Genomic DNA, 14,555 nt, shown 5'->3' with positions numbered 1-14,555 from the left:
AAGCAAAAGCCCACTCGAAAGAGTGGGTTTTTTTTTATATAAGACTGTCTGGAAATTTCATTTCTGTAGTAATTTGATTAGATAAGTGATTCAACTGCTCAATCATCTTGACAGTTTCTCTATACTCTTTTGCTTCTGCAAGTTTTGTGAATTCAATTTCTGCATCAGTATGTTTTTTAATAAATTCTTCAATTTCTTGTAGACTTACATTAAAAAATTCTTTTCTTAAATTTACTTTATTTAATCTTCTGTCGTGAAATTTTAAATGTAACTCTCGCTCAAGTTGAGGGGCATTTTCTGAATGAATAATTGCATGCACATCGAAACGAAAAGGCACAGATGCATCTCCAAGTTCTCTTACTCTATCATGGGGATTTAATCGTCTAGTCATTCCTATTTTATAGATGTCATTACCAAAGGAACCCAAATTTGAAATAACATATATATGTCCGATTTTTGTCAATTGAGCCATCGCAATAGCTCTCTCTCTCTTTTGTTGAGCATCTATTAACTGCTGCTCTAAACTCGCTATCTGCTCATTCAATGATAAGATGTCTTGAGGTGAAGCAATTCCTAATTCTAACCTTGCCCTATCTAATGCTTTTTTGAACTTTGCCTCTTCTTCTTCTGCAATTTTTTTTGCTCTATCAAAATCACGTTGTGCTTTTTCTTCCTCACGTATCATTTCTCTTATTTGCCTTTGCTCTTCTTTTTCTTCATTTTTTTTCTCTTCATATTCATGTGTAAGTAATAGCTCCTCAATTTTACAATTTAAATATTCAGATGAAATATTTATGTTATGAACACTTCCAAGTTTATTTATTGATTCGAAAGTTTTTAAAATTCTTTCTTGACTCTTAGTCGCATTATTCCATCTAACTTTTGCAATTATTGCATCACATTCTCCATTAAATGCATATAACATTAGTTTTTTATAATGATTTGTTTGTTTTCTACCTTCAACTCTACTACCGTTAACAGTCCATTCTGTATGGCAATAGACTGCTTTATCTTCTTTAACTAACTTTTTTTGAGAATTGTAATTCTCTTGAATACTTAGTTTATAGGTCTCGGAAGTATCAAAATTAAATTTACGTTCATATAAACCAAAAGAACCTATTTCTATATCATCTTTATAAATAGATATTTGGTTTTGAAGTTCTTCATAAACCTTAAAAGCGGACTTATAGTTTTCGTTTAAATCTTTTAATCTATCATCTGCCTTATTAATTGATGCTTTTCTAATATCAATTTCTTCCTCTAAATTAATTATATCCGAATATTTCTTTTTCAATACATCAAGTAAATCTTGACTATTCTTTAATTCATTACTTACTGAGTATAGATTTTTTTTAGTAGCTTCTAACTCATCTTTAATTGATGAAAGCTCAATAATTTTATCTTCGAGTAATTTTTTTGATCTATTGAAAAACATATTCAAAGTTGTTAAAACAATTATATTCATAAATATATAAATTTCATACGATAGTACCTCTGATTTTATGTTCAAATTATTGAGATTAAGTGACATGGGGTATTTAGCTTTTCCACAATATTTCCGTAACTTTGATGTCCGTCAAAAATCACACATCAATCATTATTTATGTCCAGTATCATTCAATTACTTCCAGATCATGTTGCCAACCAAATAGCTGCCGGAGAGGTAGTACAGCGTCCGGCTTCGGTAGTAAAAGAATTGCTAGAAAACTCGGTTGATGCTGGTAGTACCGATATTAAACTTATCGTTAAAGACGCTGGTAAAACTCTTATACAGGTTATAGATAATGGTAAGGGTATGAACGTTACTGATTCTCGACTGTGTTTTGAGCGTCATGCTACCAGTAAAATTCGCCATGCCGAAGATTTATTTGCACTGGCTACCAAAGGTTTTAGAGGAGAGGCTTTAGCCAGTATTGCAGCTATTGCCCATGTAGAGATGAAAACCAAGCAAGAGCAGGAAGAACTGGGAACACACATAGTGATAGAGGGCAGTAAGTTTGTAAGCCAAGATGTGGCAGTATTGCCTAAAGGCACTTCTTTTTCAGTAAAAAACCTGTTTTTTAATATCCCCGCGCGTCGCAATTTCTTAAAATCTGATACAGTAGAGTTTCGACATATTGTAGATGAGTTTGAGCGCGTAGCATTGGCACACCCTAATATTAGCTTTGTACTCTACCACAACGGTAGTGAGATGTTTAACTTGCCTATGGCAAATCAACGTCAGCGTATAGTAGGTATTTTTGGAGGGCGTACTAATGAGAAATTAGTACCCGTAAACGAGAGTACCGAAATTGTACAGATACAAGGTTTTGCAGTTAAACCTGAGTTTGCCAAGAAGAGTAGGGGGGAGCAGTTCTTTTTTGTAAACAACCGTTTTATAAAAAGTGGTTACTTACACCATGCCGTTATGGCAGCCTATGAGGGGTTGTTGAAAGATGGTTGTCAGCCAGGTTATTTTATTTACCTCGAAGTGCCACCCAATACTATTGATATTAATATACATCCTACCAAGACAGAAATAAAATTTGACGATGAGCATGCGCTATATGCCATATTACGCTCATCGGTAAAGCATAGTTTGGGGCAGTTTAATGTAGCTCCTGTACTCGATTTTGAAAGGGATGCTAATCTCGATACTCCCTACACCTACGAGGGTAAAGAGGCGATATTACCTACCGTAAATGTAGATAGAAACTTTAACCCGTTTGCAGATGAAAAACCTGTAAAAACATCGGGAGCATCGTCGTCGTCAACATATGCTTCGCCTGCTTTTCGTAAAACAGATCGTAGTGCATCATGGGAAAGTCTTTATACAGGACTGACAACGGCTACAGATGAGACAGAAGGCATAGATTTTGAAAAGGATGAAGTAACGGGTTCGCTATTTAATGATGGTGATGTTGAGCAAACGATACATAGAACATATCAGATACATAAAAAGTACATTGTAAGCCCTATAAAGTCGGGTATGGTTATTATCGATCAAAAGCGTGCACATCAGCGTATATTGTATGAGCAGTTTTTAAAGAACATAACGGTACAACAGGGTGCAAGTCAGCAGTTGCTATTCCCGCTAGTATTGCATTATAATAAAACAGAACTTGACCTTATAAAGGAGATGCAAGCAGCATTAGAGAATACAGGTTTTGTTTTTTCTGAAATTAAAGAAGATCAAATTGTGGTTTCGGGGCTACCTGTAAATACACCAGAAAGTGAAGTGTCGATACTTTTAGAAGAGCTGATAAACGATTTGCAACAAGAAGTACCCGATAGTAGCTTTAGCCAAACAGACAGCATAGCTAAGTCGATGGCGCGTAGCCTTGCGGTAAAAACGGGCACACTACTTAGCGAAAAAGAACAAGATAATATGGTAAACTCATTGTTTGCTTGTAAAGAGCCTGATGTGTCACCTTTTAATAAACCAACTTTCATTACAGTAAGTGTGGAAGACTTAGATAAACGATTTGCAATATGATGCAGGTAACAGAGACTGTAAAACAGTTAATTATTATAAATATTATATTTTTTGTAGGTACTCTAATTGTTGGGCAGCCAGCATATGATATACTTTCACTTCATTTTCCTGCAAATGAAAAATTTCAAGTATGGCAAATAGTGACACATATGTTTATGCATGGTGGTATTACCCATATTTTATTTAATATGCTTGGTCTATGGATGTTTGGTAGTCAGTTAGAACAAAAGTGGGGGGCTAAAAAGTTTTTATTCTTTTACATGTCTTGTGGTATTGGTGCTGCGTTGCTTAGTATTGGTATTAGCTATTATATGTTTAATGATGCTGTAAGCATACTTGTCGAAAATGGTTTTGAAAAAACTGCAATTCTTGATGTTTTATCTCACCAAAAAATAGATACACGTTGGAAAGATATCATTGGTCCGCTTAAGTTACAGAATATGACTCAAGCTTATTTTGGGCAAGCTGTAGGAGCTTCTGGGGCATTATATGGTACTCTTATAGCTTTTGCCTTTATGTTTCCTAATGCTTCGTTAATGATGTTGTTTATACCTATTCCTATAAAGGCAAAATATTTTATACCTGCACTTTTAGCATACGATCTTTTTTCAGGATTAAGAGGGCATTCAGTACTGGGTGGTGGTGATGGTATTGGTCACTTTGCCCACCTTGGAGGTGCATTAATAGGTTTTTTAATGATGTGGTACTGGAAAAAAAATCAGTTTAATAATAACCGTTGGAATTAGCGTTATGGGATTTATAGATGATTTAAAATTAGAATATAAAATAGGAGGTATAACCCAAAGGCTTATTTTTTGGAATGTAGGCTTGTTTGTTATTCCCTTTATTATATTTAGTCTTTTAAAGTTAGGTGGTATTTTAGTACCTGCTCTAGACTGGACTATAGGTGGAACTCAAAATTTATTGAGTTTATCATCAGATCCTGCTGATTTGTTATGGAAGCCTTGGACACTTATTACGTATGCATTTTTACATAGTGGCTTTTTGCATATTTTTTTTAATATGCTATGGCTTTATTTTTCAGGAAGAATGTTCCTGACATTTTTTACCCAAAAACAACTTTTCGGACTTTATATTCTATCAGCAATATTTGCAGGCTTAGTATTTATTCTTGGTTATGAAATACTACCTATTGTAAAAGGTATTAAATCGCCTATGGTAGGAGCATCTGCTGCAGTAATGGCAATACTTGTTGCATCGGCAGTATATTCTCCTTATTACCCAGTACGGCTCCCTCTTATTGGCACTATCAAGCTATGGCATGTTGCTGCTTTTTTCATACTATCTGATTTAATATATGTTTCCGCAGAAAACACAGGCGGGCATATTGCTCATCTTGCGGGTGCATTGTTCGGGTATATTTATATAAAATCACTTCAAAACGGTACCGATTTGAGTAAGGGAGTTTCTAACATAATTATTTTTTTTGAAAACCTTTTTAAACCTAAAAAGAAGAGACCTTTTAAGGTGCACCGAAATAAATCGAAATCTTCTACCCCGCAACGCCCCATGGGCGAACCGAAAAATTTTACACAAAAACAAGTAGACGAGATACTCGACAAAATAAGTAAATCAGGATATGATAGTCTTACCAAAGAGGAAAAAGAATTTTTATTTAAAGTTGGCAAATAAATAAGTAGCTTTGGGCTTGTAAAGGCTATTGTAATGAAAAAACTTTCGGGGTTTAATAAGGTTATGTTCTTCTTTAATATGGTATTAACCGTATTAACGTTTGTAGCTTATATATTACCCTTTTTAGCGCCTAAAATTTTCCCTATACTATCGGTGTTTACACTGCTTTTACCATTAATGTTGGTCTTCAACTTTTTGTTTTTTATATACTGGCTATTGCAGTTTAAAAGACAGATGCTACTTTCGGGCATCGTACTGCTTTTAGGAATAACATTTATTAGCAAATTCTATAAATTTTCTCAGGATGAATCTCCCATTCATAAAGACGATTTTACATTGATGAGTTACAATGTAAGAATGTTTAACTTATACAAATGGATGCCAGATACTAATGTAACTGACAGTATAAAAACTTTTGTACGTAAGCAAAATCCCGATATAGTATGTTTTCAAGAATATGCACCATTAGATAAGGTACACTTTAATCGTTATAAGTATAAGTATGTTTTTTCTAGTGGAGATAGTCATAAAACAGGGCAAGCTATATACTCTAAGTTTCCTATTGTAAATAAGGGAGATATTGAATTTCCTGAATCTAGTAATCATGCTATTTATGCCGATATTAAGAAGGGTAATGATACTATAAGGATATATAGTATGCATTTACAGTCTATACGTATAAGCCCTGATTTAAATGAAACAATAGACGAAGAAAAATCGAAAGTTATTATTAAACGCCTTAGTGAAGCTTTTACTAAACAACAACTACAAGCAGAATTGATAGAAGCGCATAAAAAGGAGTGTAAGTATGCTATTATTATTTGTGGTGATCTTAATAATAGTGCTTTCTCTTACGTGTATAGAAGTGTAAGAGGGGATATGAATGATGTTTTTGAAGAAGCAGGTAATGGGTTTGGAAAGTCGTATAATTTTAGATATTATCCTGCAAGGATAGATTATGTTTTTGCAGATGATAAATTTGCTGTAAAATCATTTACTACTTATGATACTGTAGTAAACTCTGACCATTTCCCTATAATGGCTCGTTTGGCAATTACTTCAAAAGTGGAGAAGTAGAAAAGATAATTATTTACAGCGTCTGACTTTTTAGATAATCTACCGCATGACGCCCTTCGTTAAAGAGTAAATCGAGTATGCTGAGATTGTTTATAAAACCATGTTTTTCTCCAAATACTTGTGTATAAGGTTCAAAAACGGAAGTGTCTTTCTTACCGTTTACAAGATGACGATAATCATCAGCGTTGCTTACTTCATGAAAATATTCTGTAGTTTTATCATAAGATAGATCTATACCTAAACACTCAGTAACAATTTCTATTGCCTCAAAGTTAAGATCCATCATATAAGTGTGCTTTTTCTCAAATAATGGGCGTATATCATCTTCAAAATACTCAAAGAAGGGAGATGCCCTATAAGCAGCTTCAAGCGACTTAAAATGCTGTTTCTGCCAGTCAAAAGCAGGTTCTATTTTAATATCTTTAAATTTTTGATGCTTAGTCTTACTGTGCTTTATAGGGATATTAAGTAACTGAATACCGTTAGGGCTATAGATGTACATCCTATTCCTGTTGGTTTGCTTTTGGAAATTATCTTCAACTTCAAAAGTTACCGAATCAGTTTTTATCATTGCCACAAAATGACTAATGGGAGGGAAATATGCAGGATGTAGGAGAATAGACATCTTTTTAAAATTGACTATTTAATTATTTATAAAATTATCAGATTACCTCAAAAACAGATTAATTATCTTTTGCTTTCTTTTTGTTTTTTCTTAAATAATCATAAGTAAACCATGCTACAAGAATAATGATGAAATACTTAAAGTAAGAAACTGGCTCACCTTCGCCACTTACAGTAGTAAACATCCTATCCCAACGTACTTTTTTACCGAAATTACTCCAAGGCTCGTTTTGATCGACACTCATCCATATAAATACTGGTTTACCTACAATATGGTCTTCGGGTACATAACCCCAATAACGGCTATCTTCAGAGTTATGACGGTTGTCTCCCATCATCCAATAGTAATTTTGTTTAAAGGTGTAATTGTCAACAACCTCTCCGTTAATTCTTATTTCATCGCCATTTACTTTAAGGTCATTCTTTTCATATTCCGTAATAATCATTTTGTAGAATGGTAGAGTCTCTTTGTTTAATGCAACCGTTTTTCCTTCTTGCGGAATATAGATTGGTCCCATATTATCTACACTCCAAGTTGATTGGGTATGAGGGAAAATAGACAAATCGCCTTCTGTGTAATGATTCTTTTTAACGGATATTATACCAGCATTATTTCTTAGTTTCTCCGCATTTTCTTCGGTAAGAGCTCTAAATAAATATGTTTTTTCATCCATTCTCCCATAAGGGTCACTTATATTCAGTTGTTTCTGAAGGTATACATCATTTAAAAGACTTCCATCAGTAGTTACTGTATAAGAATATTGAGGTTTTGCTCTATCAGAAAGTATTAGTTCTTTACCATCAATATAAACTATTCCATCTTTAATGCTTAATGTGTCGCCTGGTCTGCCCACGCAACGTTTTACGTAATTCGACTTTTTATCAATAGGTTTGCGTATGCCAATACTGTTTTTATCTCTAAAAAATCGTACGGTATCTACAGGCCAGTTAAAAACTACAATATCATTTTTTTCAGTTGTTTCAAATCCTGGAAGCCTAAAATAAGGTAATTGAGGCCACTTAGTATATGATTTTATATTGGCAATTGGTATAGTGTCATGAACCATTGGTGCAGCTACGGTAGTCATTGGTGGTCTTGCTCCATAATGAAACTTACTAACAAAAAGGAAATCGCCTACAAGTAGTGTTTTTTCAAGAGAAGAGGTTGGTATGGTAAAGGGCTGCATTACATAGGTATGTACTAAAGTAGCAACTACTATAGCAAACAGTAATGAACTTACGGTATCACCTGATTTGCTTTGTGCTTTTAGCTCCCTTTCAGGTCGATACTCTACATTTCCTGCATAATTTATATAATATGTATATAAACCTAATGTAAAAACGCCAAGTAGCGTATCTGTAGTTGAAGTTTTACCAAAACTCCTCAAAGTTTCTACCCATACCACAGGAAACATTATTAGGTTGATAATAGGGACAAATAATAATAGTACCCACCAACGTGGCCTACCAATAATTTGCATTAAAACAACACCATTATAAATAGGTACGGCTGCTTCCCAAGGTTTCCTGCCTGCTTTTTCATAAAGTTTCCAAGTCCCTAAAAAGTGTACTACTTGTACTGCTAGGATAAATATAAACCATTCTAATAGTGTCATCTTTTATATATTTGTTATATAGGTATCGTTTTGTACTAATTTGTTACGGCTATATGCCTAAAACATCTTTCATGCTGAATACACCTTTTTTACCAGTAAGCCATTCGGCAGCAACAACGGCGCCCAATGCAAAGCCTTCGCGGCTGTGGGCTGTATGCTTAATTTCTATGCTGTCAACCTCAGAATCGTAGGTCACTGTATGTGTGCCAGGAACATTCTCTTCTCGTTTTGCAGTAATAAAAATATCGTTTTCTTTTGGTGTATCAATAGTCCAGTCATTATAATTACTGTTTGCAATAATATCTTTGGCAAGTGTTATAGCCGTACCGCTTGGCGCATCGAGTTTTTGTGTATGGTGTATCTCTTCCATCGAAACGTTATATTGCTCTAGTTTCGACATCATTTTGGCAAGCTGTACATTAAGCTCAAAAAAAATGTTTACACCTAAGCTAAAGTTAGAGCCGTATAAAAAAGCTCCGTTATTAGCGTTACATAGCTTTTTTATTTCATCGTAATGCTCTAGCCATCCTGTAGTGCCACTCACTACGGGTATGTTTTTAGTAAAACATTCATTAATATTATTTACGGCAGCACTAGGTACGCTAAATTCTATGGCAACATCGGCATTTTCTAAACCATCAAAGCTATCAGCACTTTTTTTACGCAATATTATTTCATGACCTCTTTCTTGCGCCACGCGTTCTATTACCTTGCCCATTTTTCCGTAACCTAAAAGTGCAATTTTCATACTATTTTAAAATTGGTAGTTGAGGGCAAGACCCATGTGGTAGTTGTTGTCTATTTCATTTCTATCCAGTTTAGGATAAAGTGAAAGGTTTTCATTTACATTAAACTGTCCTAAATGTGCATTAACGTTAGCTTCAACTATATTAAGTACATACAGTCCTACAGTTATTAGCATCGAAAGATCGCGATTACGTTGATGAAAGGTCTGCCCGCTTATAAGACGGTCTTCAGTAAGTGAAGACAATTGCCCAGTTACCTCGCGTCCTGCTAGTTTATCTCTGTAAGCATCTCTATACTCGTGGTATTTTTTATTATTAAAGTTATAATAATAAAGGCTAAGTCCCATAGCTCCATACACAATAGGTACTTTCCAGTACTTCTTGTTGTATACTTGACCAAGCCCTGGTAGTACTGCCGAATAGAAGGCGGCTTTAGAGGGGGCAAGTGGGTCTATGGTATAAGGTTTCATATCGACAGAATCTTTAACCACAATGTTGGTTTTTAATTCGTCGTTCTGTGCCAATAATGGTACAGATGAGAATACTAAGAGTAGGATGAATATGAAAAGCTTGTTTTTCACTAACGCTGTATAAGTTTTATAATCCTATTGAAATCTTCTTCTGAGTGGAAAGGTATAGTTATTTTTCCTTTTCCTTTGGTATCTACTTTTACATCTACTTTTGCTCCAAAAAACTCAGTAATAGTTTTTTGCTGAGTTTCTTCTACATTAAAAGCATTTGATTTTGCTGTAGTTTTAGATGTAGCAGGTTTTAGGCTTTCTTGATAGTTTTTTACTAATGCCTCGGTTTCTCTTACCGATAAGTTTTGGCTTACAATTTTTTGATATATATCTGCCTGTGCATCATGATTTTCTATAGTAATTATAGCACGACCATGTCCCATTGAGATAAAACCATCACGAATTCCTGTTTGAATTATAGGGTCAAGTTTTAGTAATCGCAAATAATTAGCAATTGTAGAACGTTTTTTACCTACACGCTCACTCATTTGTTCCTGAGTAAGTTGTATTTCGTCAATAAGCCTTTGGTAAGAAAGTGCTATCTCGATAGGGTCTAGGTCATGACGTTGAATATTCTCTACCAATGCCATAACTAACGATTCGTTATCGTTAGCAATACGAATGTAAGCAGGTACATGTGTTAATCCTGCCATTTTAGAAGCGCGCAAACGGCGCTCTCCCGATATTAATTGGTATTTATTATACTCAAGCTTTCTTACGGTAATAGGTTGTATTACCCCAAGTTCTTTTATCGAGGTACATAGCTCTGTAAGCGACTCTTCGTTAAAGTTAGTTCTCGGCTGAAATGGGTTTATTTCTATAGCTTCAATATCAAGCTCAATAATATTACCTACTACTTTATCTGCATTTTTATCCTCTACCGATTTAATATCGTTTTCAGGATCTTTTAATAATGCCGATAATCCTCTACCTAGTGCTTGTTTTTTTATTGCTTTTGTCATAAACCTACAGTACTGTTTTTCTTTATTATCTCTTCTGCCAAGTGAAGGTAATTGCTCGCTCCTTTACTTGTAGCATCATAGTTTATAATGCTTTCGCCATAACTTGGCGCCTCGCTTAGTTTTACATTTCGTTGTATAAGCGTTTTAAACACCATATCGCTAAAGTGTTTTTGTACCTCTTCTACTACTTGGTTACTAAGGCGCAATCTAGAGTCGTACATAGTAAGAAGTAATCCCTCTATATCTAACGCAGGGTTGTGTATTTTTTGTACACTTTTTATAGTGTTTAATAATTTGCCCAAACCTTCTAATGCAAAATATTCGCATTGTATAGGTATAATAACAGAGTCGGCTGCTGTAAGCGCATTAAGCGTTAGTAACCCTAATGAGGGGGCACAATCGATAAGTATATAGTCATACTCATCTTTTATACTCTCTAATGCTTGTTTTAGCATATACTCCCTGTTTTCTTTATCTACAAGTTCTATTTCTATAGCTACCAAGTCTATGTGTGCTGGTATTATAGAAACATTAGGTGCCGTGCATGGTATAATAGCCTCTTTAGGCGTGCTACTGTGTTCTAGTATTTGATAAGTACCAATTTCTACAGTTTCCACATCAATACCTAGACCAGAACTCGCATTAGCTTGCGGGTCAGCATCTATTAAGAGTACTTTTTTTTCCAATACACCTAGCGAAGCCGCTAAGTTTACCGAAGTTGTTGTTTTGCCCACGCCTCCCTTTTGGTTAGCAATAGCGATGATTTTACCCATTAGCACTTATAAATTTTGAACCGTAAAAATACAATTATTTATGGTTTCTGAAAACGGAATTTGTTAACATTAGGAAATAAAAAAACCAGAGAATATTTCCTCTGGCTTCGTTATTTAAAAAATGTTGTACTGCCTTAGCGTATCACTAATTTTTTAGATTCGGTATAATTACCCGATTGCATTTGTACAATGTATATTCCGGATGTTAAAGATGAAAGGTTTACCTCTTTAGTATAGAAACCAGAATTGCTAGTAACTTCTGTCTCAAATACTTTTGCTCCTGTTACACTGTATATCGTTACAGTGTTTTTCTCAGCAACTGAGTTTTTAAGATCATACATTAAAGTAATTCTTTTATCAGTAGTTGGGTTAGGGTAAAAGCCAAAACTCACATTACTATTAAGGTCTTCTAAATCTGCTGTTGCTGAAATGTTTTTGTAGTTAAAACTTAAATTACCTGTAGATGAACCTTCGAAAGAAGTAAAGTATAATCTGTAAATAGTACCTTCATCAACATGTTTTACATAGTAAGTTGTTTCAGCATCAATATCATAAGTAAAAGTATTCATGTTAAATGCCTTCCAGTCATCGCCAATAGTATTGATGTCCGTTGAGTAAGCTTCTCCAGCAGGAGCTGTTGGCTCTTCTTCAGTAACTCCAGTTTCATCTATTTGAGCTACAAGTACGGTAGCAGAATTATTAAGGGCACCGCTAACTAAGTACATAGTAGGTTCTTCATCAGTACCTATATTTCCGTAGTATCTACCAAAAGCAAGATCCCAGTCTGTATCTTCAGGAGATACTGTTACAGTTTCATCAGTGTCAAGTGAGAAGAAGTTAAAAGTATAATTAGAGTCTCCATTAGGTATAACACTTGTTACATCATCTCCCCATGCAGTGCTATTCCATGTTGCATATTTAATAGTATATCCACCAAAATAATCTTCTATAACCAGTTTTTTATACGACCCGTCAGTATATTTTAGTACAAAAACAACAGCTCCTGTAACATGGTGGTTTGCAGGGTTGTAGTTTCCCCATCCATATTCTGCAGAACCAGTATCAAAAGCTCCTGTTAACCAAGTTGTTTCTGAATTGTATAGTTGTGTCCAGTTAGCCTCCTCAGTTATATCAATAGTAGCCCAATCGTTAATGTCATTAGAAGCTTCAAAAACTTGTGTGCCTTGGCTATCGTTAATACGAATACCTATTTCCTGTACAGAATATCTTAAAAATGCAAGATCCCAGCTATCAACAGCAACAGCTGTTTGCGTGTTAGAGGAAAGCTGAAAAAATACCTGATCGGTATAAGCGGGTTGTAAAGGAATTGTTACTGCTGTATAATCCTCTTGTGCGGATGTAAATAATCCGGTAAATAATGAAGCGAAGAGAAGTAAATTTTTCTTCATGATAATTGTTTATTTAGATTTATTAAAAATAGTATTACGGGTGCAAATATATTATTTTTATTTATATCAAGTCTAAATAAAAAGCAAAAAAAATAGCCAATACTTTTTTTAGTATTGGCTATTAAGTAATTTTTAAATCTAATTATTTGTTTTTCTTAGCTTTAATCATTGCTTCAAGCATGTCCCACATCTCTTCTGGTATATCTTCTAGTAGGTTAAACTGCCCTGCGCCTTTAAGCCATTCTCCACCATCTATGGTTATTACTTCGCCATTTACATAGGCTGAAAAATCAGATACCAAGTAGGCAGCTAGGTTGGCAAGTTCTTGATGGTCGCCCACACGTTTTAATGGAACTTTTTTAGCAAGGTCAAATTTGTCTTTAAGGTCACCTGGCAATAATCTGTCCCATGCGCCTTTTGTAGGAAAAGGACCTGGAGCAATTGCATTAGAGCGTATACCATATTTTGCCCATTCTACAGCAAGACTTCTTGTCATTGCCAGTACTCCTGCCTTAGCAGTAGCACTTGGTACTACATATGCCGATCCTGTCCATGCATAGGTAGTAACAATATTAAGGATACTTGTATTTTCTTGTTTTGTGTCTATCCAATGTTTACCAAAGGCAAGTGTACAGTTTTTAGAACCTTTTAATACGATATCTATGATAGTATCGAATGCATTAGCCGAAAGCCTTTCGGTAGGAGATATAAAGTTACCTGCTGCATTGTTAAGTAACACATCTACACGTCCGTATGTAGTGAGTACTACTTTTAGCATATTTTCGACTTCCTCATAGTGGCGCACGTCACACTTTACAGCTAGACATTTACCATCTGTTTCTTCTTCCAGTTCTTTTACGGTAGTTTGTAGTTTTTCTAGATTACGCGATGTAATGGCAACTTTAGCACCAAGTTCCATAAAATATTTTGTCATGGCTTTACCCAGTCCGCTTCCGCCGCCTGTTACCACTATTACTTTGTCTTGCAACGCATCATCGCGAAGCATTTTATCAGTATAGCTCATTTTTCTTTGTATGATTTGTTATATCGTAAAGATAACAATTAAAGTGTTATGCTTACATAATGTTTTGCAAGGGTGGTTTTTAAAGAAAAAAATCTATATTTAATTTCTTTTATATAAACCTAAAGAGATGAACGAAGTTTTTGCCGAAATCGCTAAGCAGGAAAATGGCGAATTTGAAGTAATTGATACAAAGTATAGCGGAGGGAGAGGTACAAGAGTTTTTGTATCATACTATTCGTTAGTAATAAATTATAAAGGTTATTGTATAAATGTTAGTTATGAACTGGGAAATCATAATTTAGCAAAAATAGAGATGCAGCTACAATTGGGAGAAACTATTCCTGAGTTCTTGATTACAAACAGAAGCCATTATTATCGATTATTTTATCGTAAAGCAAATATTTTAAAAGTTGAAAGCCCTAATAATGCTTTTAAGAAGAATCTTGAGAGTTTATTGATTTCGACAAATTTAGAATTGCTGGCAAGAGAAAATTTATTTGAACCTAAAATAATCACTTCATTAAATGAGGATAATATTAAAGTACTTGTCACCGAGTTTCACTTAGTATTTGAAAATAAAAAGGGTGTACTTTATGCTCTTATTACTTTTTATAAGGGTATTGTAGACCAGTTGGGATAATGATAAGATTGAATTTCATTTTTAGATTCGATTTT

General features: G+C 34.5%; 14 protein-coding genes. 5 read left to right on the top strand and 9 right to left on the bottom strand.

What is annotated here, in order from left to right:
* Positions 1–34: 34 nt before the first annotated feature.
* On the bottom strand, positions 35–1,465 hold the full coding sequence (locus tag DVK85_RS00710; RefSeq protein WP_162845323.1) for a DUF4041 domain-containing protein: 1,431 nt from the start codon (positions 1,463–1,465) through the stop codon (positions 35–37).
* A gap of 138 nt (positions 1,466–1,603) precedes the next feature.
* Here DVK85_RS00710 and mutL point away from each other — a divergent pair, with 138 nt between their 5' ends.
* From mutL to DVK85_RS00690, 4 genes are read left to right on the top strand one after another with little or no spacing between them, the layout of a single operon-like run.
* The gene (gene mutL, locus DVK85_RS00705; protein ID WP_114676593.1) at positions 1,604–3,475 is read left to right on the top strand and encodes a DNA mismatch repair endonuclease MutL; all 1,872 of its coding nucleotides are present in this window, start codon (positions 1,604–1,606) and stop codon (positions 3,473–3,475) included.
* Entirely contained in the window at positions 3,472–4,221 is a 750-nt protein-coding gene (locus DVK85_RS00700; protein WP_114676592.1) for a rhomboid family intramembrane serine protease, read from the top strand. Before mutL ends, DVK85_RS00700 begins: the two co-directional genes overlap by 4 nt.
* A 4-nt stretch (positions 4,222–4,225) precedes the next feature.
* Positions 4,226–5,128, top strand: coding sequence for a rhomboid family intramembrane serine protease (locus DVK85_RS00695; RefSeq protein ID WP_114676591.1), 903 nt, complete (start codon positions 4,226–4,228; stop codon positions 5,126–5,128).
* Positions 5,129–5,161: 33 nt separating this feature from the next.
* The gene (locus DVK85_RS00690; RefSeq protein WP_114676590.1) at positions 5,162–6,205 is read left to right on the top strand and encodes an endonuclease/exonuclease/phosphatase family protein; all 1,044 of its coding nucleotides are present in this window, start codon (positions 5,162–5,164) and stop codon (positions 6,203–6,205) included.
* Positions 6,206–6,218: 13 nt separating this feature from the next.
* On the opposite strand, the gene DVK85_RS00685 is transcribed toward DVK85_RS00690, so the two are convergent.
* From DVK85_RS00685 to DVK85_RS00650, 8 genes are all read right to left on the bottom strand, one after another.
* The gene (locus tag DVK85_RS00685; RefSeq protein WP_114676589.1) at positions 6,219–6,830 is read right to left on the bottom strand and encodes a WbqC family protein; all 612 of its coding nucleotides are present in this window, start codon (positions 6,828–6,830) and stop codon (positions 6,219–6,221) included.
* 58 nt (positions 6,831–6,888) lie between these two features.
* Entirely contained in the window at positions 6,889–8,445 is a 1,557-nt protein-coding gene (gene lepB, locus DVK85_RS00680; RefSeq protein ID WP_114676588.1) for a signal peptidase I, read from the bottom strand.
* A gap of 49 nt (positions 8,446–8,494) precedes the next feature.
* Positions 8,495–9,193, bottom strand: coding sequence for a 4-hydroxy-tetrahydrodipicolinate reductase (dapB, locus tag DVK85_RS00675; RefSeq protein WP_114676587.1), 699 nt, complete (start codon positions 9,191–9,193; stop codon positions 8,495–8,497).
* A gap of 6 nt (positions 9,194–9,199) precedes the next feature.
* A complete protein-coding gene (locus tag DVK85_RS00670) occupies positions 9,200–9,772 on the bottom strand; it encodes a DUF5683 domain-containing protein (protein WP_114676586.1) in 573 nt (190 codons plus the stop codon).
* Positions 9,772–10,674: a ParB/RepB/Spo0J family partition protein gene (locus tag DVK85_RS00665; RefSeq protein ID WP_114676585.1), complete on the bottom strand. Its 903-nt coding sequence runs from the start codon at positions 10,672–10,674 to the stop codon at positions 9,772–9,774. Before DVK85_RS00665 ends, DVK85_RS00670 begins: the two co-directional genes overlap by 1 nt.
* The gene (locus DVK85_RS00660; protein WP_114676584.1) at positions 10,671–11,447 is read right to left on the bottom strand and encodes a ParA family protein; all 777 of its coding nucleotides are present in this window, start codon (positions 11,445–11,447) and stop codon (positions 10,671–10,673) included. Before DVK85_RS00660 ends, DVK85_RS00665 begins: the two co-directional genes overlap by 4 nt.
* A 134-nt stretch (positions 11,448–11,581) precedes the next feature.
* The gene (locus DVK85_RS00655) at positions 11,582–12,856 is read right to left on the bottom strand and encodes a T9SS type A sorting domain-containing protein (RefSeq protein WP_114676583.1); all 1,275 of its coding nucleotides are present in this window, start codon (positions 12,854–12,856) and stop codon (positions 11,582–11,584) included.
* A 142-nt stretch (positions 12,857–12,998) separates the two neighbouring features.
* Positions 12,999–13,880, bottom strand: coding sequence for an SDR family oxidoreductase (locus DVK85_RS00650; protein ID WP_114676582.1), 882 nt, complete (start codon positions 13,878–13,880; stop codon positions 12,999–13,001).
* Between the two features lie 127 nt (positions 13,881–14,007).
* Here DVK85_RS00650 and DVK85_RS00645 point away from each other — a divergent pair, with 127 nt between their 5' ends.
* Positions 14,008–14,520 (top strand): hypothetical protein, encoded by a 513-nt coding sequence (locus DVK85_RS00645; RefSeq protein ID WP_114676581.1) that lies wholly within the window; start codon positions 14,008–14,010, stop codon positions 14,518–14,520.
* The last annotated feature ends 35 nt before the right edge of the window (positions 14,521–14,555 follow it).

Source organism: Flavobacterium arcticum (assembly GCF_003344925.1).
GTDB classification, from domain to species: Bacteria; Bacteroidota; Bacteroidia; order Flavobacteriales; family Flavobacteriaceae; genus Flavobacterium; species Flavobacterium arcticum.
Note: the sequence above shows the minus strand (reverse complement) of the source record. Positions and strands in the feature narration are given on the sequence as shown.